This window comes from Bradyrhizobium sp. URHD0069 (assembly GCF_000701345.1).
Classification (GTDB): Bacteria; Pseudomonadota; Alphaproteobacteria; order Rhizobiales; family Xanthobacteraceae; genus Bradyrhizobium.
In genome coordinates this window covers 48188-73521 of the sequence record NZ_JNIJ01000035.1, presented here as the reverse complement: position 1 = coordinate 73521, position 25334 = coordinate 48188, and the positions used below count along the sequence as shown (strand labels likewise).

At 57.0% G+C, this 25334-nt stretch carries 23 protein-coding genes and 1 pseudogene; 10 read left to right on the top strand and 14 right to left on the bottom strand.

Features of this window, described 5'->3' with window-relative positions; all coding sequences use genetic code 11:
* Positions 1-269 precede the first annotated feature (269 nt).
* From N554_RS0121275 to N554_RS0121260, 4 genes are read right to left on the bottom strand one after another with little or no spacing between them, the layout of a single operon-like run.
* Complete coding sequence (locus N554_RS0121275) at positions 270-1862, bottom strand: adenylate/guanylate cyclase domain-containing protein (RefSeq protein WP_029585320.1); 1593 nt, start codon at positions 1860-1862, stop codon at positions 270-272.
* Complete coding sequence (locus N554_RS0121270) at positions 1859-4765, bottom strand: PAS-domain containing protein (RefSeq protein WP_051677615.1); 2907 nt, start codon at positions 4763-4765, stop codon at positions 1859-1861. The genes N554_RS0121275 and N554_RS0121270 overlap by 4 nt, the downstream gene beginning before the upstream one ends.
* Before the next feature lie 15 nt (positions 4766-4780).
* A complete protein-coding gene (locus N554_RS0121265) occupies positions 4781-5920 on the bottom strand; it encodes an FIST signal transduction protein (RefSeq protein WP_029585318.1) in 1140 nt (379 codons plus the stop codon).
* Between the two features lie 43 nt (positions 5921-5963).
* A complete protein-coding gene (locus N554_RS0121260) occupies positions 5964-6338 on the bottom strand; it encodes a response regulator (RefSeq protein WP_029585317.1) in 375 nt (124 codons plus the stop codon).
* 475 nt (positions 6339-6813) lie between these two features.
* Between N554_RS0121260 and N554_RS0121255 the strand changes: the two genes are divergently transcribed.
* Positions 6814-6996, top strand: a complete 183-nt coding sequence (locus N554_RS0121255) for a hypothetical protein (protein WP_029585316.1) — start codon at positions 6814-6816, stop codon at positions 6994-6996.
* 16 nt (positions 6997-7012) lie between these two features.
* Here the strand turns inward: N554_RS0121255 and N554_RS0121250 are convergent, their stop codons facing one another.
* The 3 genes from N554_RS0121250 to N554_RS0121240 form a co-directional block, all read right to left on the bottom strand.
* Complete coding sequence (locus N554_RS0121250; protein ID WP_156042024.1) at positions 7013-7540, bottom strand: hypothetical protein; 528 nt, start codon at positions 7538-7540, stop codon at positions 7013-7015.
* 148 nt (positions 7541-7688) lie between these two features.
* Entirely contained in the window at positions 7689-7883 is a 195-nt protein-coding gene (locus N554_RS0121245; protein WP_029585314.1) for a hypothetical protein, read from the bottom strand.
* Between the two features lie 92 nt (positions 7884-7975).
* Positions 7976-8374: a hypothetical protein gene (locus N554_RS0121240; RefSeq protein WP_029585313.1), complete on the bottom strand. Its 399-nt coding sequence runs from the start codon at positions 8372-8374 to the stop codon at positions 7976-7978.
* 634 nt (positions 8375-9008) lie between these two features.
* Between N554_RS0121240 and N554_RS0121235 the strand changes: the two genes are divergently transcribed.
* Positions 9009-9395, top strand: coding sequence for a rolling circle replication-associated protein (locus tag N554_RS0121235; RefSeq protein ID WP_156042023.1), 387 nt, complete (start codon positions 9009-9011; stop codon positions 9393-9395).
* 164 nt (positions 9396-9559) lie between these two features.
* A complete protein-coding gene (locus tag N554_RS0121230; protein ID WP_245283664.1) occupies positions 9560-9745 on the top strand; it encodes a hypothetical protein in 186 nt (61 codons plus the stop codon).
* Between the two features lie 128 nt (positions 9746-9873).
* Here the strand turns inward: N554_RS0121230 and N554_RS0121225 are convergent, their stop codons facing one another.
* The gene (locus N554_RS0121225) at positions 9874-10938 is read right to left on the bottom strand and encodes an alpha/beta hydrolase (RefSeq protein WP_029585310.1); all 1065 of its coding nucleotides are present in this window, start codon (positions 10936-10938) and stop codon (positions 9874-9876) included.
* A 1167-nt stretch (positions 10939-12105) separates the two neighbouring features.
* Here N554_RS0121225 and N554_RS40175 point away from each other — a divergent pair.
* Positions 12106-12696 carry a hypothetical protein gene (locus N554_RS40175; protein WP_156042022.1) on the top strand — a complete coding sequence of 197 codons (591 nt, stop codon included), beginning with the start codon at positions 12106-12108 and terminating at the stop codon, positions 12694-12696.
* A 325-nt stretch (positions 12697-13021) separates the two neighbouring features.
* A complete protein-coding gene (locus N554_RS38565) occupies positions 13022-13234 on the top strand; it encodes a hypothetical protein (RefSeq protein ID WP_081851348.1) in 213 nt (70 codons plus the stop codon).
* Between the two features lie 1179 nt (positions 13235-14413).
* On the opposite strand, the gene N554_RS0121200 is transcribed toward N554_RS38565, so the two are convergent.
* Positions 14414-15457 (bottom strand): DUF4917 family protein, encoded by a 1044-nt coding sequence (locus tag N554_RS0121200; RefSeq protein ID WP_029585307.1) that lies wholly within the window; start codon positions 15455-15457, stop codon positions 14414-14416.
* Between the two features lie 530 nt (positions 15458-15987).
* Positions 15988-16383: a hypothetical protein gene (locus N554_RS0121190; protein WP_210165382.1), complete on the bottom strand. Its 396-nt coding sequence runs from the start codon at positions 16381-16383 to the stop codon at positions 15988-15990.
* On the opposite strand from N554_RS0121190, the gene N554_RS0121185 reads away from it, so the two are divergent.
* Positions 16355-17059, top strand: a complete 705-nt coding sequence (locus N554_RS0121185; RefSeq protein ID WP_029585304.1) for a hypothetical protein — start codon at positions 16355-16357, stop codon at positions 17057-17059. The genes N554_RS0121190 and N554_RS0121185 overlap by 29 nt on opposite strands.
* Positions 17060-17103: 44 nt before the next feature.
* Positions 17104-19140: a DNA polymerase gene (locus tag N554_RS0121180; RefSeq protein ID WP_029585303.1), complete on the top strand. Its 2037-nt coding sequence runs from the start codon at positions 17104-17106 to the stop codon at positions 19138-19140.
* 93 nt (positions 19141-19233) lie between these two features.
* Here the strand turns inward: N554_RS0121180 and N554_RS0121175 are convergent.
* A pseudogene (locus N554_RS0121175) lies at positions 19234-19803 on the bottom strand (magnesium chelatase domain-containing protein); the annotation flags it as partial.
* Between the two features lie 37 nt (positions 19804-19840).
* Between N554_RS0121175 and N554_RS0121170 the strand changes: the two are divergent.
* From N554_RS0121170 to N554_RS0121160, 3 genes are all read left to right on the top strand, one after another.
* Positions 19841-21454, top strand: a complete 1614-nt coding sequence (locus tag N554_RS0121170) for a recombinase family protein (RefSeq protein WP_051677613.1) — start codon at positions 19841-19843, stop codon at positions 21452-21454.
* Positions 21455-21524: 70 nt separating this feature from the next.
* Positions 21525-21857, top strand: a complete 333-nt coding sequence (locus N554_RS0121165; RefSeq protein WP_029585300.1) for an HdeA/HdeB family chaperone — start codon at positions 21525-21527, stop codon at positions 21855-21857.
* Positions 21858-21868: 11 nt separating this feature from the next.
* Positions 21869-22771, top strand: coding sequence for a ParB/RepB/Spo0J family partition protein (locus tag N554_RS0121160; RefSeq protein WP_029585299.1), 903 nt, complete (start codon positions 21869-21871; stop codon positions 22769-22771).
* 864 nt (positions 22772-23635) lie between these two features.
* Here N554_RS0121160 and N554_RS0121155 read toward each other — a convergent pair.
* The 3 genes from N554_RS0121155 to N554_RS0121140 form a co-directional block, all read right to left on the bottom strand.
* Positions 23636-24040 carry a response regulator gene (locus tag N554_RS0121155; protein ID WP_029585298.1) on the bottom strand — a complete coding sequence of 135 codons (405 nt, stop codon included), beginning with the start codon at positions 24038-24040 and terminating at the stop codon, positions 23636-23638.
* Positions 24037-24429, bottom strand: coding sequence for a response regulator (locus N554_RS0121150; RefSeq protein ID WP_051677612.1), 393 nt, complete (start codon positions 24427-24429; stop codon positions 24037-24039). Before N554_RS0121150 ends, N554_RS0121155 begins: the two co-directional genes overlap by 4 nt.
* Positions 24430-24702: 273 nt before the next feature.
* Entirely contained in the window at positions 24703-25245 is a 543-nt protein-coding gene (locus tag N554_RS0121140; RefSeq protein WP_029585296.1) for a recombinase family protein, read from the bottom strand.
* Positions 25246-25334: the final 89 nt, after the last annotated feature.

The following is a 25334-nucleotide window of genomic DNA, read 5'->3' as shown; positions in this document are numbered from 1 at the left end:
CGCGACGTCCGCTATACCGCCGCTATCGGAGGAAAAGCGGAAGTGACTCGGACAGAGTCAAACAGGCGCGATTGACCCAACTCGGAACTCGCCCGCCTGTCCGAGGGGGCAAAAAGTTTCAAATGCCCCTTCCAAGTGAACCGGCACGCGGGCATGACGAGGCAGTCGTTGGTGTGGCGGCGGGATATCTAAATTTTCGTAGGGGAGAGCGAGGCGGGGCGTTGTCGGACACAAGCTTCGATCGCCGTTCGCGCGCCTGATGCACGCGTCTAGATCCGGCTCAAGAAAAACGTCTCCAGTTTGCCCTTGCCCTTCACGTCAATGCTGCCGCGCGGCTCCAGCGCGAAAGGACCGACCAGGCGGCGGGCTGTATCCTGGGACACATGGATTCGATTGGGCAGAGAATAGATCTCAAGACGGCTGGCGACATTTACAGTATCGCCCCACACATCGTAGATGAAGCGGTTCGTACCGATGATGCCGGCTACCACGGGACCGGAATGTATGCCGATCCGGATTTGCAGGGGCCAGCCAAAATGGCCATTGACACGATCTAGCCGATCGATCATGCCGAGCGCCATTTTCGCAATCGCTGCGAACGGATCGGGATGTGGATCGGGCAAGCCGGCGACGGCCATGTAGGCATCGCCGATGGTCTTGATCTTCTCGACCCCGAGCTCGCGGGCAAGCGCGTCGAACTCCGAGAACAGCCGGTTTAAATACTCGACCATCGCTGCAGGCGGGACGCGTGCCGAGTGCTCCGTGAAGCCGACCAGGTCGGCGAACAGAACGCTCACGCCCTCGAAGCGGTCGGCGATCATGGCTTCACCCTGGTTCAGGCGGCCGATCACCTGTCTTGGCAGGATGGTCAACAACAGCCGTTCGAACTTGGCGGTCTCGTCCTCGATGCGGCGAAGATAATTCTGCTCGCGGTCGCGCCAGCGTTTCTTGTGCAGGCAAGCATTGATCCGCGCGCGCAATAGGATCGGATCGAACGGCTTCGGCAGATAATCCTCGGCCCCGGCTTCGATGCAGCGGACGGCGCTCTCGGTCTCCGCCAAGGCCGTGATCATAATAACCGGAATGCGACGCAATCGCTCATTGGCCTTCATACGTACTAGGACGTCAAACCCGTTGATATCGGGCATCATTAAATCGAGCAGGACTAGATCGAACTCGTCGTCGGCGAGCGCCTGCAGCGCCTGCTGACCCCCCGCCACCGATGCGACGCGATGACCATCTCGGGTCAATCGACGCGACAGCAGATCGCGGTTGGCCTCGATATCATCTACCACGAGAATGGAGCCGGTCTCAGTGACAGCAGGCGGATCTTGCCGGACCGGCCCGAGGCTGCGGATCAAGTCGCTGACAATGACCGCGCCGGTCTGATCGGAGGTCACGCTGGTCTCCTCGACATCGACCGAGAATCGCACGATGCGATCGAGACGCAGCAGCAGGTCGGTGGCGGCCACCAGCAGGCAATCGAGATCTGCCCGTAGCGAGTCGCTTGAGAAATCGGCTGCATCCTCGCGCAGCATCTCGGCATAGCCTTTGATCGCGTTCAGGGGCGTGCGCAGCTCGTGACGCAGCTCCTGCTCTTGCGTGGCGGGCGCTGGGCGCGGCGATTTGCTCTTTGGACGATCGCAGTCCACCAGCCGGTCGACCTTGCCCGCAAGATCCCGGGCAGCGCCGAGGATGTGGTTCATATCGGAGAGCATGTCCGGACGCCCGTTCCGGGACGCCTCCTCGTGCATCATCTCCGCATAGCCGAGCAAGGCGTTGACAGGGGACAGCAGTTCCTGGCGAAACTGGGCAAGCTGAATGCGCCACGCGCGCGCGCTATCGCTGTCAATGATGCTCATGGCCGATCCGGACTGGCGCGCCGGGCGTTCCGGGGTACCAGCTCGTCAAGTGCCGCCAGCACGGCCTTGCCGCTGTATTCGCCCTTGTGCACCAGATGCTGTACCTGGCCGTTGAGGCGCGCGAGATCCTCGGTGGTCAGTGCCTTTGCAGTGACGACGATGACCGGGATGCGCCGCCAGCGGGATTCGGCGCGCACTCGCGCGATGAACTCGAACCCGTCCATCTCGGGCATCATTAGGTCGAGCAGAATTGCCTCGGGTATGGCCTCGTTCAAACGCTCAAGACCAACCCGACCGTTCTCTGCTTGCGTCACCGTGCAACCGATCTCCCGCAAGGCGCGCCCCATCAGCTCACTGGTCGGAGCGTCGTCCTCGACGATCAGCACGTGCCGTGGCGCGCCCCTTCGACAGCACTTCTCCACCGCACGGACCAGCCTGTCGCGATCGATCGGCTTGATCAGGTAATCGGCGGCGCCGAGCGAGAAGCCGATGCTCTGGTTGTCGACGATCGTGACCATGATTACCGGAATCTCGGCGAGTGCCGGATCTTCCTTCATAGCGCCGAGCACGGCCCAGCCGTCCATCTGCGGCATCAGAACGTCGAGCGTGATGATATCGGGCTGCAGCGTGCGGGCGAGCTGCATCGCCTCCTCGCCATTGGCGGCCATGCGAACGGCGTAACCGCCGCGCTGCAGGTGTCGGCACAGCAGCTCCCGGGCGTTGGGATCATCGTCGACCACGAGAACGATCGGCGCATGCTCGGGCTCCGTGACCTCCGGCCCCTCGGAATGCCTATCCGCCGCCGAGATCGCGGCGTCCGATGCAACGCGTGACACCGCCGGCAGGCGAACCACGAAGGTCGTTCCCTTGCCGGCTTCGCTGGTCAGCGTCACATCGCCGCCCATCAGCCGGCAGAAGCTCTTGGTAATAGCGAGACCGAGCCCGGTGCCGCCATAGGCGCGGGTTGTGGATTCATCGGCCTGAGTGAAGGCCTCGAACACCTTGGCCTGCTGATCCAGCGTCATGCCGATACCGGTATCGCGCACCTGGAACTCGATCCAGTCGCCGCCCTCGTTCGCGTCACGGAGCGCGGTCAACGTGATCGTCCCATTCTTCGTGAACTTGCAGGCATTGCTGAGAAGGTTGAACAGGATCTGCCGCACCTTGGTCAGATCGCTGTGGATCGTACCGACGTCGTCGGCGCAGTTCACCACGAGCGCGTTGCCGGTCTTCCTGGCCAGCGGGGTGACGGCCGCCGCGACGCCATCGATCATCGGCCGCAGCTCGAACGTCTCGAGATAGAGCGTCATCTTGCCGGCTTCGATCTTGGAAAGATCAAGAATGTGGTCGATCAGGCCGAGCAGATGCTTGCCGGCATCCTGGATCTTGCGCAGGTCCGCCATATCCGATTCGCGCCCGGCACCCTGGGCGTCCTCGAGCAGGATCTCGCTGTAACCGATTATCGCGTTCAAGGGCGTGCGCAGCTCATGGCTCATGCTGGCGACGAAGTCCGACTTCGCGCGGGTCGCCTGCTCGCTCGCCCAAATCGCCTTGTGCAGTTCACCTTCCATACGCTTGCGGTCGCTGATGTCGGCGAGGCCTGTGATCATCGCCGGGCGCCCGTCGAACTGGACGCGCTGCGATGCCATGAGCGCCCAGAACTCCTCGCCTCCGGCCCGCTTCAACAGCACCTCCATGCCCTCCACATGCCCGTGCTCGGTCAGCGCGTCGATAACGTGCTCACGATGCCGCGGGTCTGCGTAGAGGGTTTTCGCTTGCAGGCCCAGGGCGGACGAACCTTCGAGTTCGAACATTTCGCTGAAGCGTTGATTGACATACCGGATCATCCCATCATCGAAGGTGACGATCAGCACCGCCATCGGCGCCGCCTCGGCAATGACGCGCAGCCGCTGCTCGCTCTCCTGGATCGCCTGCTCCGCCTGCTTCACGTCGGTGATGTCGGTGTAGGTTGCGACCGTGCCGCCGTCGTCAGTTTTGCGCTCGTTGACCTGGATCCAGCGCCCGTCCGAGCGGCGATGCACATGCGCGCCCTTGGGGTCGCGATGCCGGGCCAGACGTTCCGCGACCCAGGCCTCGACGCGCCCCTCCGCGTCGCGGATCTCGCCCCTCGCGACCGCGTTGCGGAGGATCGTTTCGAACGATACGCCCTCGTTCACGAGATCGATGCTGCGGGTTCCGTGCATGTCCCGATAGCGCCGGTTGTAAATCACGAGCTTGTCGTCGGCATCGTAGAGCGAGAACCCCTCGGAGATGCTCTCGATCGCGTCGACCAGCCGCCGCTGGGCCTCCGTCGCCTCGTCACGCGCAGCCGCCAGCTCCTCCTCTCGCCGTTTGAGTTCGGTCACCTCCGTGAACACGCCGACGGTGCCGCCCTCCTGCGTCTTGCGCTCGCTAATCTGGATCAAGCGACCATCCCACTGCTGATGCAGAATCAGGCCTTTTGGATTGCGATGCTGCGCAAGTCTTTGCTCGACCCATTCCTGAGGTCGCGCAACCGCGTCGGCCACGGTCCCGCGCTCAACCACGGTCTTGATCAAATGCTCGAACTTCAGCCCTGGCTGCAGGATGTCGGCGACCGCCGGATATAGCTCGCGATAGCGCGAGTTGCACAACACCATGCGATCGTCGGCGTCGAACAGGATAAAGCCTTCCGAGATGCTCTCGAGCGCGTCGGTAAGCCGGGTCTGGGCCTGGGTCGCCTTGTCGCGCGCCTCCAACAGCTCCTTCACGCTCAACTCCAGAGAGCGTTCGAGCATCGCCCGATCGCTGTCGAAATCGGCATATGCGGCATCCACGGCTGCTACGAAGGGCTTAAGCGCAGCCGGTATTTCCTCCCCGACACCGAGGTGCTTCTTGAGCTGGCGTCGCAGCAGCCGGTGCATCTGTGTCCTGTACGTTCAGTCCTCGGCGAAAGTTGTTATCGTCATGGTCTGATTGTGGAGGCGGCACGCACCACCGTGCATGAAGGGGCAAAGCTCGCCGTACGAATAGAATCCGGAAAGCTTCGCGTCCGTCCCGAACACATCCCGGATTGCTTCGAGTTCTTCTTCAGTGCGCTGCTTCATCACAAGCTTGCGCCCGACACAGCTCACCAAAATCGCAACGTCCGGTCGTCTGCCGTCCAGCCCACTCAGGCTGGCCTCGGCGGCCGCTGTCGCGCCGTCGACCAGATCGTCAACATTGGTCTTCATCAACTGCGCCGTTCCACCCTGCGGGATGTCGCCCGCGAAAGTCATTGACTTGTTCCGCTCGTCCACAGACAGGACGGTCCGAACGACGCCCTCACCGCCCTTTGCGTCGGTAACCAGGATCGGAAAAAGCAGGGCGGAGCTTGGCAACTGCTCGGCATGCGAGCCCAGGTATACCTTGTACAGATCGAGCGCTGACCGCCCATCCAGCTCATAAAGGATGTTGCCTTCGGCGCGAGTGATGGTGCGCAACGGCCCGAATGGCTCCCAGCCGCCCATCGATGCGTAGCCAATGCGCAAGTGATCGCCGTACAGACCCACCGCTGCGACGCGCTGCGGGCCCGCGGTATCGTCGGCGATGACCCAGGTCTCGGCGAAGTTGGTGCCGTCCCCGGAAAGGCCGCCAGTGATCGACACGCCGTCCGAGACACCACCTGCGAGACCGCGCGCCAGGTCGGAGCCATTGACGTGCAAGCCGTCCGAAAGAACGAACACATGGCGCAACGAGGCGTCGTTCAACAACTGCGCGAGCTCCTTGCCCACGTCATAGCTCGCCTTCGCCTCACCAATCGTGCCAGAGGCGGACCGGATTGGCGTATGTTCGAAATCGACAATGGTGGCGATCACGGAGTCGTCGACAACTATGTCGCCGAAAATCTCACCGGAAGTCGAGCAACCAAGTATAGCGGCCCCTTTGAAGTGGTCGCGCAGTTCGCCCACGAGGTCACCTGCCTGCATCAGCGATCGAGCGCCGAAAACGAATGCGACACTTTGTTGTCCGACCTCGCCAGTTGGCAAATTCGGCAGCCACCCATCATTTTGGGACCATTTGTACTGAGCCGTTTTCATGGGTTGTTTCCTCTCGTGATCCGTCCGGAAACTTGTAGGTCGTCTACTGTCCCGCTGCCGCGAGTAGCGTCTCAATCTTGCCTAGCAGCCTCTGCAGCTCGATCGGTTTTGTGTCGTAGTCGTCGCAGCCGGCCTCGAGGGCCTTTTCCCGGTCGGTCGCCATGGCGTGCGCCGTGAGCGCGATGATGGGGATCTTGCGCAGCTCAGGCGTGGCCTTGATCCGACGCGTCGCCTCCCAGCCGTCGATCACCGGCAGGCTCATGTCCATCAAAATGAGGTCGGGCCTGTCGCTCGTTGCCATTGCGACGCCGCGCGCGCCGTCCTCGGCAATGGTGACCTCGTAGCCGCCGCGTACGAGACGCCGCGAGAGCATATCGCGGTTCATCTCGTTGTCTTCGACCAGCAGGATCTTGGGCATCGCACAGCCTCGAGCCGGACTGTGAACACTGCTTGCCCGGGAGCGCCCGGGTGGCCTAGTAGACGTCTAAGAAATCCAGCTTAGCACTCAAGCCTACCTGTCGCATCACAAAAAAAGCGTGTAGTAGCGCCGACAGGAAATCCCCAGAGTTATATAGAGGCGATCAATTCATACTCAATAAAACCACTAGTTGGCGTACGGGCTCCTCTATTCGTTGCATTGTTCCTATATACGTTGATCTGTAATATTCTTGCCGCAACAAGGGGAACTCGCTGTTCAAGACCGTGAGTGACGAAGCATCAATCAAGCGGGGGCGCCCTAAGTTGGCGGTCTCTTTCATTTTAGGCCAAACGTGTGATGTCGCCTATTGGCACTTTTCAGACCTAACGGGCCGGACTGACCATGTCAGTTGATGGGAGCAAAGCGGACCTCGTCCTAGCTTGCCAATATTCGAATTCGAAGGCTTAATTCTGCGATGCGTTATGTGACGGAAAAGTTGCCGGGTCGCGACTTGTGGGCAGTTATCGATTCTGTCACGCGCAAGCCTGCGTTAGTGAACGACGTGCCGCAGATCGACCTCGATCTTGATGACGCTGACGATCTTACCGAATTGCTCAACAGGCTCGACCAAGAAGCGTCCATCGGCGCCAAGCACTGAAGCGAAGGATTGGGGCCTAGTCGCCATCGCGGCGGCGGTTTCCCATCCAAATCAACACAACAGCGACGACGCTGCCACTAATGATCGTCTGAATGACCGTCAGACTGGCAGCAAGCGAAACGCTTCTCGTCATTTTCCAATTGTACCAGGCGCACCATATAGTCGCCAACGTCGCAACGAGGGCCGCTGCGAGATACAGCGTTGTGTCCGCTCGAACGCTCGGATGGTCTTTCGTCAACAGTAGAACTACGGAATGCAAAAGAACCAGCCCGAGCGATACAAGACCAAATATCAACGAAACATAAGTCGACCTCATCTGCCAAAATCGTAGCTCTAGGAGATGAACGGCACGTATTGTGGTGAGGATCCAAGCCCCCATGGAAGCAGGTATCACCAGCACGCCGATAGCTCTTACCCACGAAATTTCTGACGTAATTGCAAGCCAAGCCAGCGGTGCGGACGCTACGACTGTAAAGATCAAAGTGGCGCCTGAGATCAATGAGCATCGATTGGTTTCAGCGCTCCAAACGGTTGGTTCAGACACGGCGAGCTCCTCCAGAACTGATTTGATGCAAGGTTGTTGTGGTACACAGCGACGACAGCCGAAGGCGTTAGACCTCCGGCTACCGGTGTAATCATGGCCTTACGACCCCTTGGCTGCCTTCTTGCGCTTCGTCATTATCGCTCGCAGATCAGACATGGGGCTCGTTCTTCTTGCGAACCGCATCGAGCAGCTCGTTGGTGACGACCGTGTACATCGCCCAAAATTCACGATCCTGGGGACCCTTGCGCTTGAGGCGCTTGTCAACCTCTGAGGTAGCCCACTCGCCGATGCGCACATCATCCAAAATCAGAGCTAGCGCGTAGGCCACCAAATCATCGTCCATCAAAAACCCTCCTCTGATTGAAGCCAGAGGAGGGTCAAAGATAAAAAGATGAAGGGCAACGGTATACTTTAGCGGTAGACCAATGGTCGGACTCAAGCCCCTTTACCGGCCTTCTTGTCCTTCGCCGCCTTAAAATTCGATCGAACCGCGTTTGCACACGCAGACAGAGCCTCATCGAGGCCCCCAGCGACCGTGATGGTCTTGATCTCGTCCAGCTGCGCGACCAAATCGTCAAATGTCGCGGCCTTAAGCGTGCTCTTGCCCTTCTCCAGCTCCAGGGGCTGCTTGCCGTATCGCAGTAGGAAATAGATCGCGCCGCCGGCGTCGACCCAGAATTGCTCGCGGGAGATTCGCTTACCCTCGCGGAACAGACCGATCTTGGTAATCTGCTGCTCAATATTGGCCGTCAGCTTATTCCGGCGCTGAAGGATCGGCGTGTTCGCGGTCGGCTTCTGAACCGAGACCAATGAAATGGATGATTTTGCTGCCATGACTAGCTCCTGTTGTTGATGGAGCCGCCGTCCGTTGGATTTGGGCTTTGGGCAACAGGCAATCGCCCAACAAATCTAAAAAATCAGATTCGATCCCAGGCCTCCGATTCAGCTCGTTTCGAAACGCTAAATATCTCCACTGGAGATGCCATTGCGGCGGTCACCAGGCCCTATTGCACAAGAAAAGGAGATTTTAGTTGGCTAAAACTTATCGAGATCCTGTTGATTGGTCAGTACGCGTAATCGCTTCTGATAAGCCAAAACAGAATGACCGCTTCCCAGGCGGCCCAGCAACCGACATCAACGCTTGGCTAGCCGATAATGGTCCGCGAAACTACGAAGAGCTTAAAGAACTTCGAAGGGCACTGTACTCGCGAGACACATATGGCAGTGTCGTCATTACACACCACAGCAGCGCGCGGTCAGGTGAGCCGCGGTTTTCTGTAGCTGGACGTGAGAGTCCATTACTCATCGTAAGCGATAAATCTCGACACTTTTTACTGCGAACGCTTTGCCGGATCGCGAAGCGTCTGCGATGATGTTCCGGTCTGCCTTCGATGGCCGATGTGCCGGTGAGTTGCACGCGTTATTCGACCCTGACAAGTTTGCGAACCCCGCGGCGACAACCCTCACAATGAAGAAACGCGTCGGATGCCGAAACGCCGACCCGATCGTGGCGTCAGAAAACTTCCGCCACTTTACGAACCGTCTCAACTACAAAATCTTAGGCAGCGCGGCCAAGCTGCACGGGCGCCGACTGAAAACAGTGGCCGTAATTGAATCGAATGCGGACGGTCGGCTTCACTACCACGCTATGATCGATCGTCCGCACTATTGTTCGTTCGAGACGTTCAAGGGCGTCGTCGCCGATCAGTGGCTGCGAACAGATTTCGGATACCGACAGATCGACATCCAGGACGCTGCCGATGCTGGCTGGACCAATTACATGCTCAAATCTCGACAGAAGGCATCACTTCTGGACGCCATAGACTGGACCAACTGCCATCTGATTGCTGAGTGAAGTCTCCTCTCAGGCACCCGTCGTTCATGATCTACCGAGCTGAGCACTCATCCGAGATGCTTTAATCAGTTACTGCCATCTCAAAGCTGGTAGCGAAGGGCGAACGGAAAGTTGCCCATCGGAGGTAGTGTGGTAGAAGGCTCATCGAATCAATGGAGATCGAAGTGGCCAAGAAAGCAAAGAAGAAAATTATTCGACGAGAATACACCAAGGCTGACGTGAAGGAATTACGAGCTCATTCGAAAGCGAAGACGCCAATAGCCAAAATTATCAAGCTGACCAAAAGAACGGAAGGTTCATTACGTCAGAAGGCACTCAAGCTTGGCATTAGCCTCGGGCATCGCAGATAGCGGCACAGCAATTTGAGGTCGCGTTCATGCAGCAACGGCCATGAATCATTTTGAAGCTACGAGGCCCGCCTGGAACGAACCAGACAAGCCACCAGAACGATCGGCCTATACGGCGACCAGCTCGCGATTTACTTCAAAGCGAGCGGCTTCTCTTCGTCGAGGAAACCCATCAACTCGCGGAAGAACTGCATCCGGTTCTTTTCCATCATCACCGTATGGGTTCCTTCGCTCAGCTCTATCATACGCTTGTAGGGCGTGTTCTTCAGCTGAGTGAAATAGTTCTGAGCCAAATAACTGGGAAGGTCGGCGTCCCATTCGGCATGAAGAATCAAGGTCGGCACCGTGATCTTACCGGGATCGTATAGCGCTTTGCCTGCAGCCCAATAATTCATGCTGTCCTCAACCACGCCATTGGGCGCACGCAGCATGGGTGGGGATTGCTTTGCCGCATCTGGGTCCGTCGCCCATGTTGCATCAGCCCAAGTTTCAAATACACCTGGCGGAATTAGTCCGGCTTGCTTGTCGTCGGGCACGCCTTTCAGCCAGCGCGCTTTGGCCGAATCCTTTGAGACCAATCGGTAGGCTCCAAGCGGAGGAGCATTGGCGGCGACAGGAGCCGGCGGCTCCGTGCGTATCCATTGCGGAGCGTATAGGACTAAACGATCAACCTTTTCGTTGTGTCCGCTGGTGTACAAACCAGCGATCGACGTTCCCCACGACCATCCCATTACCCCGATCTTCGCAACGCCGCGCTTTTTAAGAATGTAATCGACAGCGGTACCGAGGTCACGAGCAGCAACCTCGGTCGAGACGATCGGCTTGTTCGCGGCTGCAGGTTGGCTCATCTCGGGCGGCCGTGTGGAACGCCCGTAGCCTCGGACATCGACGAGGTAGACGTCAAAGCCGCGTGTTGCGATCATATCCATCATCGACACACCCTCGATAGGTAAGTCGAAGGCGGTTTCCGAGGGGTACGTGGCGCCGTGCACGTACAGCAAAATCCGGTCGGAGGGAAAACTGTCCGTGCCGGCCGGATGCTTATTGCGCACGAACAGCTCGATACCGGCGTCCCCTGACGGGATCATGACGTCGCTGCTCTCAAGCTTTGGGCTTGCAGCTTGGGCGCCGGGGCTGGCTAATACACTGCCAAGAGCTAGACATGCCAAAGCTAGGCGAAAAGAATTGGTAGGCATCAAAACCTCCCTTGATCGTTTGATTATTAAGCCGCTCGGTGGCAGCCTTCAGCCGTTATGGCTGATCGACAACGCTATAGCAAAGGATCGGCTCTATCGAGAATAAACGCCGTCGAGTGAGCGCATGCGTTCTCCGCGCAGGAGGCATGGTGGAGCATCATGGAAGGAGCAGAACCTTCAGGTGAACCGGTTGAGCGCTGCGCGTTATCGGCCATTTTTCCAGAAAACGCCTTCGCGTCTTTGTGGTTGCGAAGGGGAACTGGTCGATACGGACCATAACTGGTGAAACTTCGAACACGCTCCAACTTCAAACGTCGACTACCGAATGATGAAGTTGTGCATCGTCGGGAACGTCTTGGTCCCTGCGTACCAGTGAGCCGGAGTCCCCCAATGGCGCATCGTGCATCACGCCGTCACTTGATGGGTAACCACGTTTCACGGTCGTTCAAGAAAACTCGAGCGGCGGTTACGAACTATCAGGAATTAAGGCGTTTGCTCTCGTCACGTTGGTACGGCGGCGAGAAATGGTTATGCCTATCGGACGATTCATAGCCTGGGTTGGCGCATCGCTTCTTGCATTACTGTTTGTAGCAGATTGGTACCTGCCCAAACCGTTGCCGGAACCAGCTGGTGACACAATCAACCAGCCAGTCATTCGGATAGCTTCCATTCAGCGGCCTCCCGAACGCATTTTCATTGACACCAGCCAGCCGACCATAGTCCCGCCACCAACGCTGGTCGGAGACGCGGTGTCAGGCGAGCCATCGCCACTGCAATCGTACGCTTCAGCGGCTCCGCCTCCGACGGTAATCGGCGTTGATCAAAAAAAGCGGAAGATCGCTAAAAGGCAGGCGCCTAAAGTTGCGCCCTACCATCCGCAATTGGCGAGCACCCCTGCGGTCGCGAGTGGCAGCTCGGCGACGACCGTTCCGCTGACCAAGTTATCGTTCATGGATTTTATTTCGAGGCAGCTGGGAAAAACCCTATTCAATCTAAATTGAGAAGTCGCCTGGTCGAGCTGTGCTTGGTCGCGAGGTCAATCCGACAACCCGGGGCGAGTAGCGGCTTCGACTTATTCGAGACTTAGAGAAAATCCCGCAGCCGAGCGAGCTCAACCGTGTGCTCGGCCGACAAAACCGCACTGACTAAGTCTCCTTGCGGAGCCGTGTGGATCTCATACAAGTGGTGCTGAAATGCAGGCTTGGACATGAACTCCCGTATGCACTCGTCCAAAGTGCCAGCAGCAACAAGGTAGGGAGTGGCGCCCCACGATTTTTTGATGCGCTCTCTATTGAGGGAGGGCCATTTCCGGAGAACCGCGGGAGCATCGAAATTTATTTGAACGTCGGCGTCATCCATCTTTACCGTTTCGCCTTCTTTTTTCTTGGCAACCTTCTTCGCTGCCCTCTTCCGACAGCCTTACGGCCGGCTGATGATTGGGTTTTCTTCGCGGACTTCTTCGACGATTTTTTTTGGCTGTTTTCTTGGCTGTCTTTTTTCGCCTTCGCAGCTTTTGCTACCGTCTTCGCCGCTTTCTTGAAAGGCCTTGGAAGCCGCTTGGCGACCGCCTTCTTCGACGCGACCATAGCTCATTTTTGCCTCAGGTGGCGCTGGTATCTTTCTTCAGAGATCAGAACCAACAGCGGCGGTATTCTGAAAGAATGTCTTCGCGTCTTTATGATTTCGAAGTGGCGCCGCCCTGTATGGCCCGTAGCTGTTGAAGTTTCGAACACGATCCAATCTTTAAGTGCTCAATAACAGTGTGATGAAGTTGGGCTTCTGGCGGAACGTCTCCATCCCCCAGGTACCAGTGCGCAGTAGTCCCAATGCCGACAACGCATTCATCGTGCATCAGGCCGTCGCTTGATGGGTAGAGTTTCAGGTAACCGTCATCGATTGAGACCCTAGTGTCTTCTGGCAACTTATTCGTTAGGAAGTCGACCATCCGGCTTTCACTCGCAGCCCAAGCTGCTAAATGGGTAAGAGAAAGCTGGCACCGTTTTTGCGTCGAAAACGGAAGAACGTTCTTTGAAGTTCTGTTATTGTGGCTGGGTAAATTGGCTTCACGCGGGGAGTGAAGTGAATGAATAAGCTTGCTGAAATTCGTAATCAGGAATTGATTTGCCGAGAGCGTGCCTTATCGGACACGGATCGTAGAGCGTTTTGGCTAGCGAAGGCTGAAGAATGGGCGCAACGCGCGCTTGATGAGATCGCTTTTCATTTCAGGGAGGCCGGTGGGGACAGACTCACTGATGCCAAATCTCAAAGAAGGCCTAGCGAAAGCCATCACGCTTAACGCTCTCTTTTGCATGGCTGGAGGCGACTGTACCGCCAACGCCATCCCGGTCGGCTCTACCCGTTCGCGTACACCCACAGTGGCTGGCTTAAAACCGACGCGTTGGCCTGAGCGACTGTGTGGTACATAGGAATTAGCTGTACCTCGATGCAGACCGTGATGGTCGATTGCGCTTCCCGAAACCGCAAAGAGGTTCGGCCTCGAGTTTCCTTTCGATTGAGTGTGAGATCGGTGCAGTTGAAGAGCAATTCCCGGCCAAAACGAATTTTCGAAATTCAGCAAAGTCGCAAGAGGAACCGCTATGAGGTATATCAGAATCACAGCGGTAAGTGCTGCGATGGTTTTGGTCGGTCTGACCAATCGTGGCCCCGCATTTGCTCGACCCCCACTGTCGGAATCAATCCTGGCTATGACAGACGGCTAACTGAATCACGAAATGGGCAGGCGGCCACCGATGTTACTGTCGCGCCGAACGCGTCCACTCCTGCCGCACATAAGAAACGTCGGCATCCGCCATCGCCTACAAAGGAATGAGTCAGGTTGCTGACTAGTGTCGTCGTTCCGGCTTTGTTACGGTCTTCTTGATTTCAGCGCCACAGTCAGAGCACTCGTAGGTGAAGTCGATCTTCGCCATGCTCCAATGGGGCTCGACGTCCCTTACGTACATAGGAAGCCCTAGGCAGTCGGGACAAACTATTAAAGCTGACTCAATTTCGCGGTGCTGGACGTAGGCTGGCATATCAGGTCTCCCTCACTGGGGAAGCAGTCACCTTGCCTTCAACCCGAAGATCACTCTGTCGCGTATGATAATCGCTCGTTATCAACTCTGGCGAACCCAGAGAACGAATGCGCCATTTTCGTGAACTGTGACTAAATCTACACAGCTGCCCGATTGGTGGGCCGGATAGCTAGCTTCGTTAGAAGCGTAAAGCGGGATATTCGGTCGGACCGTTTTGGCGAGAGTTTGCCAACAAAGTGATGATTTGGCGGCGCTACTGCCTGGGATTTGCCTAATCAATGGCGGAATCGACGCAAAATTGGCGTCTTGACTACGGGCTCACGGGTAGCGACTGGCGAAATCGAAGTTGTTGCGCCAGGAGTTGTTCAAATGTGGTCTTGACGGGCCGGAGGATGGATCGAAAACGACAAGTCCGCGATGAGCGCAATTACGTATCTAGACTAGCCCCACACCTTCGCCGACGCAGCATCGTAATAGATTACGTCAAGCGCTGGCCGTTTTCCCTTGGCGGGACCGCGCTGTTGGACCAACGTCTCCGCCTTCGCGATGATCAATTTGTTTTCGGGTGAAGCGGGATCACCGTAAATGCTGACGGCCATACAGGCAGCGTTTCCTTTGGCGATACAGCGGAGTACGTGGTCGTCGTTATCTGCAAGAGAGTGACCATAGACGAAGATCGCGTTGCCCGACGAACCGCAGCACGATTCAAAGCTACGGTGTGCCTTATGGAGATAACCACTGTGAAGAATACGGGCTTTCTTACTCGCGCTAGTGCCTTCCGAAACAAACAGCGGGTATTTTTCCTCGTCCAGAGCTGCCCGAATCTGTTCAACGATGGGTCTGTCGGTTTTTGACCATGTGTATTTGGTGATCTCCGAGCCAGCATCGAACAGATGTAATGCGCCATGGAGGTAGGAGATGGTCGCCTGATTACCCTGTTGCCACGAAACCCAAGGCGCACCGGGATCCTCTTCCGGATGTCTGAACCCATCGTCCTGACGAATCTTTAGAGCATCTACCTCGCTCTGCATTAGCGCCCAATAGAGGAGGACATCGTAATTGAGTGTAAAGATGTGCTCGAACCGAGATAGGAAGGTTCGGCAAGCCGCGTATTCCTCCGGCTTCACGTCATAAGGCCGATCAGGATGACGTTTGGCGATTGCGGTCACCAATGCATCTTTTATGGCCGCAGCATCATTTCGAAGGCTGCGGGCAAGTGTAGTGGCACTCGGCCGATAGACCTCGACGACTGTAGCGGCATCCTGAAGGTGTTTGATGACAACTTCAAAATCCTGCGTTTTGAGCGCATCGAACAATTTCGTTACATGCGGGACTTTGCTGAAATCCGCGTTCTCGTACAGAGAGCCATAGGTAAAAATATTAGGCTTCAAGGCAATACTGAAGCCATTCCCTAGAAGCAGATGCTTTTTTCGAAGATCGCGAACAGCATGCATAGCTTGTTCGAACGGGATGATTGAAATCATTGGCGTGCTCCCGCATGCACGTGTTCCTGCGGCCTCTCCTCAGGTCATACGAATCAGAGCATGACGACATGCCGATTGAATCCAGCACAAGCGGTACGGGTCAAGGCAGACGTTGATTCTTTTTTTAGCTGTGGACAGACGCTGACGACCCAGCCGTTCAAGTTCGTGCGATTCGCCGTGCGGGACAGCGCGGAAGCGATCGGCCTATCAAGCATCCTTTGGCGGTGGATGATCAGTGGAGAATGGAAATTGGGCCCACTCATCGACCTGACAAAGAGCATCTTGAATTACGTCCAACTCAATATTGTCATTGTATAACATTGCCGTCACTACGCTCTGTACCCATCGCCGACGGCCTTCCACTCCTACCCTCTTCCATCCATCGGTATCCGCTCCAGTCGTATTCATGAAGCGTTGTGTTTCGTTTGTCTCGGGAGGGATAAAGACAATCACCTTTTCCTCGCTCGGGATAGGCGAGAACCGGTTCGCGGTTGGGTGTCCATGCAATTACGACATCTTCAGCCTTCACGTTAGCCCCCTAGCCCAAGCATCTTGGCGAGGGTCAGACGCGCAGAGGCGTTTGTCAATTGATCCTCCGTGAATAGACCGCTAGCCACCGAGTCAATCGCAGCTTGCTCCATCGAGTGACTCAATAAGTTGTTGGCAGCTAGGATCTTGAAGCCATACGGGAAGCTGCCTGTTGATGACGGGCTGAGCAGCGATTGAGCGGCTTGAGCTGCCCCCTTTTCCCTGATCATTTTGCGTAGGTCGCTGAAGATATGTCCTGTCTTCTCTTCAGCGTCAGTCAGGCGCTTTTCCACTAGTGCAGCAAAATCATCTTCAGCAGACATATTCCACCCCGTCATCCCCAAGTGATCAAACATAGCGCATTCGGAAATGGAAGAAACAGCAGAAAATGACGTCATAGCGGACACGCCGGCAGAAGCTCCTCCGAAGGTCGAGGGAGAGGAGGAAGAGTTCGAGTTATTCCTGGTCGGAAAGCACTCCGTAGCCATGAGCGAGGAGCCGTATCAGCCACCGGGCGAATTTTCGATCATACGAGAAAGAATTGATCTTCCGCGGGACAAGAACAGGAAAGATCCGAGCGATGGCCCAATGCGGTTTCTGCTGGTCGGTTTCGACACTGAATATCAATCACTCAAGCCGCTTTACACGAATGCAGAGGTAACGAAAAAGAAAACAGCACGTTACGAGGTGCTTTCATATCAGTTCTTCGCAAAGATGGATGATTTTACAACGAGCGGCATCGTTATTCCCGAACCGAGGCGCAGGATCAGCTTCGTAGATTTTATATCATACGTCATCGCCAAGGTGACTTCAGCAGGAGCACAGATACCGCCTACGATCGTCCTCGTTGGGCATTTTAACAAGGCAGATTTTCCAGCGTTCGATGACCGAGATCAGGCTTTTAAGAAGTTGGTGATCATTAGAAACTCCCTGATCACTCTTTCTTATCCGATAAAAATCCGCATCGGGTTCAGCGATGATGCCAATGATTTCGCGGAGGTAAATGTTCACGTTCGCGACACGATCCTCCTGGCGCCAGGGGGTCAGAGGACCCTTTCCGCCATCGGGCGCTAATTGATCGACCGAAATTAAAGCTTCATGAAGACCCAAAAGAAGAGTTGAAGCTCAAGCGAAACATGAAGGTAGTCCGTGACAACGCATGGGATTTATTCCGAGCCTACGCATTGATCGATGCGGAAGTCAGCGCCTTATATTTCGAGCGGCTCACACAACTGTTTCGCGGCACGACCGGCAGCGGATTGATCCCATCCGCACTCTCTAACATCGGCGTCAAACTGTTACAGACGGAATGGATGGATCGCGATCCTCCTGGCGATCGGCTGAAGTTCATCGGAAAAGAGCGCGTAAAAGAGCAGGTCTGGAATGACGCTACGGGCAACTTCAACACGCTTACGGAGGAGCCATACATCGAAGAGGCAAGTTGGCATATAGACTTTGCAACGGAGTGTTATCACGGCGGGCGGAGTGAACAACTGTGGTTCGGGCCGAGCGAACAAGATCACTGGTCGGACTTTGATCTGGCGAGTGCCTATCCAACCGCCATGGCAATGCTCACCGTTCCAGAGTGGACGAACATCCGGCCAACACGCGATGAAAACAAGCTACGGCTTGGGTCTTTTGGGTTTGCATGTGTAGACTTCAAATTTCCGAACGAGGTTCGCTATCCGAGCCTTCCGGTGCGAACCGGTCACGGAATTCTGTTTCCGCAACAAGGCCGTAGTTATTGCTGCTCTCCAGAGATTGAGGTCGCCCTCAACTTGGGGGCAGAGATTATCATCAAGTACGCCCTCACGATCCCCACCGGCGACGAGAAGATATTCTTTCCCTTCATTCAGCAGTCGATAGAGCGCCGAGCTAAAGCAGCACCCGGATTGGAGCAGGCGTTCTGGAAAGAAGTGACTAATTCTTGCTATGGCAAGACGGCACAGGGCCTGCGCAACAAGAGGGTCTTCAATCTCAAGACAAAGAAGACGCGCGCAATCCCCGAGAGCCCAATAACGAACCCATTTTACGCCGCGTACATTACATCGGCTGTTCGGGCGGTAGTCGGAGAAATCATCAACTTGGTGCCCCAAGGCAGGTCTATATTCAGCGTCACCACCGATGGATTTCTGACCAACACTAGTGACGATGAAATGGAAGATGCGATCAAAGGACCACTTGCTCAACTGTTCAGCAATACACGCTCACGGCTCACGGGCGATCCCCAGCTCTTGACGAAGAAGCATTCGGTCAAACGATTGCTCGGTTGGCGAGTACGTGGCCAGGCCACTATCGAGCCAGACACCGAGGCGGGCGATAAGGGGGTCGTATTAGCGAAGGCTGGCATCAAGACACCCACCTACACAACGACCGACGCCGAGCAAAACGATTACATCGTCGATCAATTCTTGCAGCGTATTGCGGGTCGAAAATTTCCGACGGAAACGCCGACGTCCTGGCGGGAAATAAGTTTGTTCAATGCTGACCTCGTGATGAAGCGTGGAGAGAAGGCAATCAGCATGGAATACGACTTCAAGCGTCGGCCAGCACAAGCATGGGACGTCCAACTTGAATATACAGGGAAGGCTTACACCCATTTGGCTTTCAGCACGGCACCCTGGAGGACTGCAGAGGAATTCAAATTGGCACGCCAGATGTGGGAAGACTATTCTCGGGTGAAGATCAAATTTAAGGCGAGCGACTCTACCGGGGGGTTCAGGCTTGTGAAGCGCCAGCGCCATTGCCTAAAGACTACAAAGGACTTCCGCAGGTTCGCGGCCTTCCACGACATGAAGATCGCGGTAAAGGGCAAAGGTCGCTCATATCTGCGATCTGACCTATCACGGCTTCGTCTGGATCTCTGCACCGCATATCAGCAAGGTGCCGCAGGGCTCGAAGGTTGCCGAGAGCAATATACGGCCCAGCAGTTTGCCGACATCCTCAACCAGTGCGGCTTCGAGGAGGAGGTCACGCGCCCCCATGTAGAATACGGCGTGCGTCGCGAATTCACGGCCCATACTACGCCGCCGACCACAAAGGTCCTTCGGGCGCTGCGGCGGCTGTCGAAGGCGATTCCTTCGCTCCGCCCTCAGGAAATACTGGCATCGCTGGATGGTCTCCCCTTACTTCTGACGGCGCTGGAACCTCAGTAAATCTGGGCCCCTATATCCCATACGGAACATTTACTGAGGCTTGAAGCGGTGATTTATTGGACATCAGATGAAGATCAGGGGTCCAATTTCATTTGGACTATTTATCAGCAGATGATGTCCGCCGGCGGCGGCAATCTCGAGCGCGCGCTTGGCGCTTTCCTGGCCCTTGATGTCGCGGAGGTCGAGCAGCGTCGCACCGGGTTCGCGGACCTTCGGTTGTGGCCGCGACAGCACCTGCGTGCCCTTGAAATGATTGGCGATCTGGATCAGCGAATTCGCCGCCACGATCTGGACATCCGGGCTCGCCCAGGCCGCTTCCGCGCCGCACGCGGCAGGACAGATCAGGCCTTCGTCGCGCGAATTGGCGCCGATCGCCGCCGGCAATACGCCCGCCACCGGCGCGATCGATCCATCAAGGCCGAGTTCGCCGAGCACGGTGAAGCCATTGAGCGCATCCGGAGGAATGGCGCCGATCGCCGCCATCAGGCCGAGCGCGATCGGCAGATCGTAGTGGCTGCCTTCTTTCGGCAAATCGGCGGGGGCGAGGTTGACGGTGATTCGCCGCGCCGGCAGCGCCAGGCCAGAGGCGATCAGCGCCGAGCGAACCCGCTCGCGGGCCTCGGAAACCGCTTTGTCGGGCAATCCGACGATGGCCATCGTAGGACTTGAATGACAAATCCTATCTTGGTATTCCCGCCTCGTGAACGCCTCCGAGACCCGCCCGAAAGCCTATAGCTACCTCCGCTTCTCATCGCCTGAGCAGATGAAGGGCGACAGCTTGCGGCGCCAGTGGGAGGCCAGCAAGGCTTACGCCTCTAGGCATGGCCTCGACCTCGACCAAAACCTCACGTTCCACGACATGGGCGTGTCGGGCTTCAAGGGAGCCAACGTGCAGCGTGGCGCGCTGGGCCTGTTTCGGCGGGGCGTCGAAGACGGCTTGATTGTGCCCGGATCGTATCTGCTGGTCGAGGACTTCGACAGGTTGTCCCGCATGGACCCTTGGGAAGCCATGGGGGTATTCAGCGAAATCATCAATAGCGGCGTCACTGTCGTCACGCTCAAGGACGAGCGCGTGTGGACACGGGAGGGGCTGAAGAGCAATCCGTTCCAGATCATGGAGAGCCTGCTGGCTATGTGGAATGGCCATCAGGAGAGCGTCAAGAAGTCCATGAGGCTCGCCGCTGTCCACGAGGGGAAACGCCAGAGACTGTTAGTCGGAGGGCAGCTTGAGAAGCCCTACAAGCGCGGCCCCGCTTGGTTGCGGTGGAACGAGGCGACTAAGGCATTCGAGCTTATCGAGGAAAGGGCCGCAGTTGTTCGGCGCATCTTCGATTTGGCGGACCAAGGCAGGCAACCCGATACAATCGCTCGCGCGCTCAATGCTGAGGATATGCCTACGTGGAGCACCAGCAAACGCACGGCAGAGTTCTGGAGGGGGTCTTATGTCCGCAAGGTTCTCATCAATCCAGCCGCCGCTGGAACGCTTGTGATGCACCGTACCGGCGAGGATGAGAAGACGAGGGCACGACGGGACAAGGTGGAAGCCAGCATCAAGGCATACTACCCCGCAGCGGTCAGCGAAGAACTGTTTGAGCGGCTTGCAGAGCGGAGGAAGAGCATTGCGCCGCGCGGTCGTTATTCTGGAACCAAGACGGCCTCCATCATTGCAGGGCTTGGGAAGTGCGTGAAGTGCGGCTCAACGGTCCTGCGGGTCTCGAAGGGGGAGTACGTGTATCTTGTCTGCACGCGGGCGAGCGCGAAGGGCGATTGTGAATACAAGGCGGTTCCGTATAGCGAGGTTGAGACCGCTATGATTGAGAACTGGCGCGTCTTGGTCGAGGAAGCTCCACGAGGGGCCGACACGGACGAGATAGACACGGATATCATCAACGCGGAGGAGGCTCTGAGCACGCTCAGGGACACATACAACCTCTTCGCAGATGAGTTCGCTGAAACCCGTAGTTTCTCAAGCCGCACGAGGATGCGCGAGGCAGCGAGGGAGTTGGAGAGTGAGGAACAGGCGCTCAAGGACCTTAAGGCGAGGCGTGATCGGCTGAGTGCCCCCTACGTCCTGAAGCGCATTGAAGCCCTTGGGACCGCCCTACAGGCCCAACCTCTCGACGTACACAAAGCCAATCTTGCGTTGCGGGCTGTTGTGGACCGCATCGTCTTTGACGTTGAGAGGAGCCGCATCACGTTCCATTGGCGTGACAGCGAGCAAAGGACGTACCTGATGATCAACACCGGCAAGCATTCCCGCGTGTTTGATAGCTCGCATCTGAGCGCGCGCACATACACACACACTGCTGACTAAAGGAACCTACCATGATGATAGCAGCGCAGGGGCTTTGGAGCCTCTGTCCCTCGGATCGGCGTCCCGCCCCATGAGACTGTTGGTAAGCACGACCTTGGCTGCCTTAATGGTCGCCAGCAATCATGATGCTCAGGCACAGGCACTGCTTGGACTACCGGAAGTGAAGTGCGTGACCTTCATCGAGTTGATCGACGCCAACGATCCGTTCGCGGGCACTGTCCAGGCTTGGATGCTGGGATACGCCAGTGGCCTCAACGCAATGTGGAAGGACCTGAAGGGCACTGATCGCTTGAGCCGCGCTCAAACGGCAGCCACGCGCTACGCCGTAACCTTCTGCCGGAGCAATCCAGACAAGACCGTGTTGAGTGCGATGAACGAATACTTCTTCTCCCTGCCGCAGTAGGTCCTTCAAGAATGGCAACATCCAAACTGCGCGCCTCCAAGCCGAGCGACTTCATCCAAGCACTCAAGGAAGCCGAGAAGGTCTACGCCACCGCCGAGAAACCTTCAGAGCCGGGGCAGCGCGTCCGGCTGAAGGTGTCTGAAATCATGACGGACACAAGCATCTTCCAGCCGCGCGAGTTCTCCTACGGCTGGCGCGATGTAGATAAAGGACACGTCGCCAAGCTCGCAAAGGCGATTAGCATCAGCGGGGAGCTTGATCCTATTTCGGTGGTCAAGCTGTGGCGCGGTCAGTGGTATGTAGTGGATGGCCACCACCGCCTCGCGGCCTATAAGGACCAGAAGTGGAAGGAGCCGATTGAGTGCGTTTGGTTGTCCGGTGAGAGCCTTCAGGCCGTTACCGCTGACGCATTGCAGGTCAACAATAAGGTTCTTCTTACGCTCGACAACACGACGCGCCAGAACGCCGCATGGCGCTATACGCTGTTGGGTGGCCTTTCCCAGAAGCAAGTGGCAGTGGCCTGCAACGTGAGCAAGCGGCAGGTGGGTAACATGCGCGCTGTGCTGAAAGCCTTCAAGGAGCCGGGACCTGTCCGAGACCGGCTACGAGCGCGCTTCCCCGGAGGGCCGACAGATGCTGACTGGTTGACTGCACTTCTCACGTTCAACGGTGCCACTGAGCAGACGATTGACCTTGAGAAGAAGGCCCAACGGCTCGCAAGGTCGTTGTCCTCGCGAATGACAAACACGCTCACGAAGGACCTCAAAATCGCGGCGAGAGCGTTGGCGATCTACTCCCCAGAACTCGTGGATCATATTCGCAACAGCCCCCGCGACGCCCTGACGAGCTTAAGCAGGGACGTTCAGAGCGAGGCGCCAGACGAGGAGACTTGGAACCCTATCGAAGGGCTTTAAGTACCCATGCACCAAGGATATGCAGGCTGCATAGGTCGGCGATACTGCTTCCATCAATCTGCTGGTTGTTCAATGGGTTAGCGAAAGCCCGCCAGCACCCTGATTGTGGCGATTTGGCCGCAAAATCACCCCCGCTGAAGGGTTTGGGAGACACTTTCCTCATAGGTATCATGGGCTTAGATACCAGTTGACTATTGATAGAAACTCACCGACCGCTTGCGAGCGTGAGGTTAGAACTGTGATTACTAAGCCCCTGCAAGGGCTTAGGAGCGCTCTGGAGCGCCTGTTGAGACTGACGGGAGGCCCGGAGCACCCGCCCGCTGGGGCCATCAGCACACGCATTAAAGCGCTTTAAAGCCCCCCTCTGTGGTCGCGTGCCGCCAAGGGTCTTAGAGCGCCATAGAGCGGCCCAGGAGGACCCAGCCGGGACGTTTCGCCACCGCTTCCGGTCGAACAACAACATCGGATTTAGACCGACATTCTGAAACCGATTTCGTGATGAAGTTCTGAGTTCGCGCGCGAGGGCAGGACCCACTAACGTCCCTTGGCCCCTCATGCGCCTTGGAGCAGCGGAAGGCCGCGAGCCGGACACAAGAGGAGCGGAGAGGAGCGCTAAGAGAGACGCGAGAGGGAAATTCGCTCGTAGCGCTGGGGACATTGCCGCTTCGTAAGCCGATGCTTCAGGTGCCTAGCACCACAGCGAACAGCCCAACAAGTGAGATGACGAAGCCCGTATTGGAACCGAGAAGAACGGACAGGATTAGGGACAGCGTTGCGACCTGCACCAGCATCTTGCGACCCCCTCAGCTTTCAAGAGCGCGATAGACGGAGGCGTGGCCAATCTTGTGCGCCTCTCGGCGCGGATCAGGACTTACCGCGGTCCCTCTCGCGAGCTGCCAAAGACTGCTTGATCCTCGCTAAGACCACCTGGTGTTCGTAAGGCTTCTTGAGGGCAGTACCTTCATCGCAAAGCTCGCCTGCGCTGCGCGTCGCCTTCTCGATTGTTCCTGCGAGGACAACCTCCACGTCTGGATAGTTGGTTCTGATCCAACTTGCCAAAGCGAAACCGTTATCCGGCCCGGGTGGGTCCACATCAGCAAGTACAATGTGTATTGCAATGCTCGCGTCGATCAACAAACGCTTGGCCTCGGCAACGTCGGCAGCTTCGACTACCTTATATCCGCACTCTCTCAGATACTCAGCGAGGGGCTGACGGATCAGAATATCAGCATCTACTATGAGCACGGTTTCCTGAGCGCGTGAAGTCATGAGCTTGGCGTCAAGGTCTGGAGGATCAACAATACCACGGCATCAAACGAATACGGCTTGGGGAGGAACCGGCCCAGTCCTGCAGCCGCCGAAGCGGAGTGTGTACCCGAGGTTATAAAGATCGGAACGTCAGGTCGTCGCGCCTTCGTCCAGCGAGCTAACTCTAAACCATCAATCGCTCCGGGCATGTTTACGTCAGTAAAGACCAGATCAACCCTTCCGGTGCTGTTCAGGTAGTCCATTGCCTCGTTAGCATTGGTGGCTTCTACAACCTGCAATCCTGCCGCTCTCAATTCGTCAGCAATAGCGCTTCGGATCGAATACTCGTCTTCGATCACAAGTACGCAAAGTTGAGAGCGCGCCTCTTTATCAGCTTCAGGTAAGCTCATCGTTGATCTCCCTGGCAGCCAAAACGCGCCATTTACCCAGGGGTTCCAAGCGGATGCCGGTGAGTTCACCCAGAACGCTGGGAGGGCATGGGCAACGGTGAGGCCATCCGCCCGAGCGCCGGGCCATTTGGCTCGCGTGAGCAAATGCCTTCAGGTGCCAAGCACCACAGCGAACAGGCCGACTAATGAGATGACGAAGCCCGTATTGGAGCCGAGAAGAACGGAGAGGATGAGGGACAGCGTAACGACTTGCACCAGCATCTTGCGAACTCCTCAGCCTTCAAGAGCGCGATAGACGGAAGCGCGGCCGATCTTGAGAGCCTTAGCGATTGCAGAGGGCCCCATGCCTTCGGCCTTCATCGCCTTGACCTTTTCGGGGTCAATGGAGGCTTTGCGGCCCCGGTACACCCCTCGCGCCTTTGCGTCGGCTATCCCTTCAAGCTGGCGTTCCTTTCTCAGGTTAGTCTCGAACTCCGCGAACACCCCGAGCATGTCGAGGAAGCACTTGCCCGCCGCTGTGCTGGTATCAATCGGTTGCTCAGTTGCCTTGAGGCTTGCGCCCTTGGCCTTCACGGCCCTGACGATATCCTGAAGGTCGCCAATGCTCCGAGCGAGGCGGTCGATGCGCGTCACCATGAGCACGTCACCGCTGCGGAGGAAGTCTAGGACGGTGCGAAGCTCCTCACGTCCTGCGGTCGTAGTGCCGCTGCGTTTCTCTGAGCGGATCAGGTCGCAGCGCGCCGCGCGCAAGGCGCTCTCCTGCACTTCAAGGTTCTGGTCGGTCGTGCTCACTCGGGCATAGCCGATAACGGTCATCTCACAGGCTCCTGTCTCGCTAGGTTCTAGACCATGAGACAATACTGTCTCACAAATCTAAAGTCAACCCTATTGAGGCAGTATTTTTG

Excerpts from the sequence above, each read along its gene's own strand:
- N554_RS0121275 (WP_029585320.1), bottom strand. The coding sequence starts at position 1,862 with ATGAGCATCATTGACAGCGATAGCGCGCGCGCGTGGCGCATTCAGCTT.
- N554_RS0121270 (WP_051677615.1), bottom strand. The coding sequence starts at position 4,765 with ATGCACCGGCTGCTGCGACGCCAGCTCAAGAAGCACCTCGGTGTCGGG.
- N554_RS0121265 (WP_029585318.1), bottom strand. The coding sequence starts at position 5,920 with ATGAAAACGGCTCAGTACAAATGGTCCCAAAATGATGGGTGGCTGCCG.
- N554_RS0121260 (WP_029585317.1), bottom strand. The coding sequence starts at position 6,338 with ATGCCCAAGATCCTGCTGGTCGAAGACAACGAGATGAACCGCGATATG.
- N554_RS0121255 (WP_029585316.1), top strand. The coding sequence starts at position 6,814 with ATGCGTTATGTGACGGAAAAGTTGCCGGGTCGCGACTTGTGGGCAGTT.
- N554_RS0121245 (WP_029585314.1), bottom strand. The coding sequence starts at position 7,883 with ATGGACGATGATTTGGTGGCCTACGCGCTAGCTCTGATTTTGGATGAT.
- N554_RS0121240 (WP_029585313.1), bottom strand. The coding sequence starts at position 8,374 with ATGGCAGCAAAATCATCCATTTCATTGGTCTCGGTTCAGAAGCCGACC.
- N554_RS0121235 (WP_156042023.1), top strand. The coding sequence starts at position 9,009 with ATGAAGAAACGCGTCGGATGCCGAAACGCCGACCCGATCGTGGCGTCA.
- N554_RS0121225 (WP_029585310.1), bottom strand. The coding sequence starts at position 10,938 with ATGCCTACCAATTCTTTTCGCCTAGCTTTGGCATGTCTAGCTCTTGGC.
- N554_RS38565 (WP_081851348.1), top strand. The coding sequence starts at position 13,022 with ATGAATAAGCTTGCTGAAATTCGTAATCAGGAATTGATTTGCCGAGAG.
- N554_RS0121200 (WP_029585307.1), bottom strand. The coding sequence starts at position 15,457 with ATGATTTCAATCATCCCGTTCGAACAAGCTATGCATGCTGTTCGCGAT.
- N554_RS0121185 (WP_029585304.1), top strand. The coding sequence starts at position 16,355 with ATGGAAGAAACAGCAGAAAATGACGTCATAGCGGACACGCCGGCAGAA.
- N554_RS0121190 (WP_210165382.1), bottom strand. The coding sequence starts at position 16,383 with ATGACGTCATTTTCTGCTGTTTCTTCCATTTCCGAATGCGCTATGTTT.
- N554_RS0121165 (WP_029585300.1), top strand. The coding sequence starts at position 21,525 with ATGAGACTGTTGGTAAGCACGACCTTGGCTGCCTTAATGGTCGCCAGC.
- N554_RS0121160 (WP_029585299.1), top strand. The coding sequence starts at position 21,869 with ATGGCAACATCCAAACTGCGCGCCTCCAAGCCGAGCGACTTCATCCAA.
- N554_RS0121155 (WP_029585298.1), bottom strand. The coding sequence starts at position 24,040 with ATGACTTCACGCGCTCAGGAAACCGTGCTCATAGTAGATGCTGATATT.
- N554_RS0121150 (WP_051677612.1), bottom strand. The coding sequence starts at position 24,429 with ATGAGCTTACCTGAAGCTGATAAAGAGGCGCGCTCTCAACTTTGCGTA.
- N554_RS0121140 (WP_029585296.1), bottom strand. The coding sequence starts at position 25,245 with ATGACCGTTATCGGCTATGCCCGAGTGAGCACGACCGACCAGAACCTT.